At 37.3% G+C, this 2500-nt stretch carries 2 protein-coding genes; one reads left to right on the forward strand and one right to left on the reverse strand.

The features are described 5' to 3' along the window. The first annotated feature begins 195 nt into the window (after positions 1-195). On the forward strand, positions 196-1584 hold the full coding sequence (fumC, locus tag BAZO_RS01640) for a class II fumarate hydratase (protein ID WP_003329464.1): 1389 nt from the start codon (positions 196-198) through the stop codon (positions 1582-1584). Between the two features lie 613 nt (positions 1585-2197). Here the strand turns inward: fumC and BAZO_RS21455 are convergent. Further along, complete coding sequence (locus tag BAZO_RS21455; RefSeq protein ID WP_081585618.1) at positions 2198-2311, reverse strand: YjcZ family sporulation protein; 114 nt, start codon at positions 2309-2311, stop codon at positions 2198-2200. Positions 2312-2500 lie beyond the last annotated feature (189 nt).

Raw genomic sequence — 2500 nt, forward strand, 5'->3', positions numbered from 1 at the left:
GTTTCCCTACTTTATTTTGTACTATAAAATATATTTTTGTGGATTATAGTATAAGAAAAGACATCGATATTTGCCATTGTGGGCAAATATCGTGTTTTTTCTTATACTTATAAAGTTTAGAATTGGGAAAATAGGAAATGAAATAAATATAGTATACTCTTTTAATTTGCTTTATAAAACGAGGAGGTTATATTAATGCAATATCGGATTGAGAAGGATACGTTGGGTGAGGTACAAGTTGAAGCAGATAAGCTGTGGGGGGCGCAAACAGAGAGAAGTAAGCAGAACTTTCCAATAGGCCAAGAAAAAATGCCAATGGAGGTTATTCAGGCTTTTGCAATATTGAAAAGAAGTGCGGCAATTGTGAACGGTGAATTAGGAAAGCTGGATAAAGAGAAGGTGGGGGCTATTGTTGGGGCAGCGGATGATATTCTTGCGGGAAGTCTTAATGAGCATTTTCCACTAGTGGTTTGGCAGACAGGTAGTGGTACACAATCCAATATGAATGTGAATGAAGTCATTGCCCATATCGGAAATCAAAAGCTTGAGGGAAAGAATTCTACTGTGAAGCTTCATCCAAATGATGATGTCAATAAATCACAAAGCTCTAATGACACATTTCCAACAGCGATGCATGTATCCGCCGTTTTAATGATTGAAAAACAGCTTTTACCTGCTATAAAAAAATTGAAGGAAACACTTGAGAATAAGAGTAAACAATTTGCCGAAATTATTAAAATTGGACGGACACACCTTCAGGATGCCACTCCGTTAACATTGGGCCAGGAGGTTTCCGGCTGGCAGCGTATGTTAGAGAAAAATGAAAGTATGATTGAGGGCAGTTTGAATTATGTTAGGGAGCTAGCTATTGGTGGGACTGCTGTGGGGACCGGAATTAATGCCCATCCTAGGTTTGGAGAAAAAGTCGCCGAGGAGATTTCCAAATTTACTGGCAGCAGATTTATTTCTGCTCCAAATAAATTTCATGCCTTAACGAGTCATGATGAATTAGTTTACGTTCACGGTGCATTAAAAGCATTGGCTGCCGATTTAATGAAAATTGCCAATGATGTGAGGTGGCTTGCAAGTGGACCAAGATGTGGTATCGGTGAGTTAACGATCCCAGCTAATGAACCGGGGAGCTCGATTATGCCAGGTAAAGTCAACCCAACGCAAAGTGAAGCTATGACGATGATTGCCTGCCAAGTGATGGGTAATGATGCAACAATTGGATTTGCTGCAAGCCAGGGGAATTTTGAGCTCAATGTGTTTAAGCCGGTGATCATCTATAATATCTTACAATCCGTGCGACTTTTGGCTGATGGAATAATGTCCTTCCACGACCGTTGTGTTGTTGGCATAGAGGCCAACTTAGATGTTATTAGCCATTATTTGAACGATTCGTTAATGCTGGTAACTGCATTAAACCCGCATATCGGCTATGAAAAAGCAGCCGAGATTGCGAAAAAGGCCTTTAAAGATAATACAACATTGAAAAAAACTGCAGTTCAACTAGGATATTTAACTGAAGAACAGTTTGACGAGTATATTAATCCAAAGGATATGATTCATCCGAAGGAGTAAAGAATAATTGATAAAGTGGTCCCAAGTTGATAGCTGGGACCACTTTCTATGTTCACCAGGGTAGATCGTTCTTTTATGTCACATTATATGGCTATTGCGCACTAATCCTATCTTACTGAAATGGAATTTTTATTCCAAATAGTCCTCTGATTTGATAAAATCAACCTTAAGTTTGTGAATTTTTTCACTTAACGAAGCAGGTTAATGGAACAAGTAATACGAAAGCCCATTTCTCTTTATATCACATATGATAAATATGTTCATAAACAAAAATAATGGAATAAACGAAGATGCTATACTAAAAAAAGCATGGCATTATGGGAATTCAGCAATAAAAAGGGCGTCTATGATGAACAATAACATTTTTTCTAATAGGTTTATAAATGTGTCGAGGTACATCTACTATATTTAAACGATTTACTTGAACTATTGGATGGATAATAGGATGGACACATGGAACATAACGATCTCGAACTACGTATCTTGGTGGGCAACAAATTGGTCGTGTATACATAACTTTACACCTCCGGTAATGGGTTTTAATAATAGGAAGCACGTTTAGAAATGTGCTTCCTATTATGGTAATAGAGGTTGGATTAGACTTTAAATCGTACTAATAACCTCCGCCAACAAAGGCTGTTCCAACGATAATCAATAAGATGAAAAGTACAACAATTAATACAAAACTGTTTCCCATACCATATCCACCACCATAACATCCAGACATAAGTATCACCACCTTTGTTAGAAGATAGAACATTTTATGTAACTTTTGTCCTTCTGGATTCGGACAAAGGTGGAGGATACTTTAGACTAAAAATTCATTTTTGATGTTACGCATTCCGAACCTAATGTGTTGTAGATCATAACTATTTTTAATACATACGTTTTGAATTAAAAAGGAAGCACTCGGCGG

Origin of the sequence: Schinkia azotoformans LMG 9581 (assembly GCF_000307855.1) — a bacterium.
Lineage (GTDB): Bacteria > Bacillota > Bacilli > Bacillales > Bacillaceae_J > Schinkia > Schinkia azotoformans.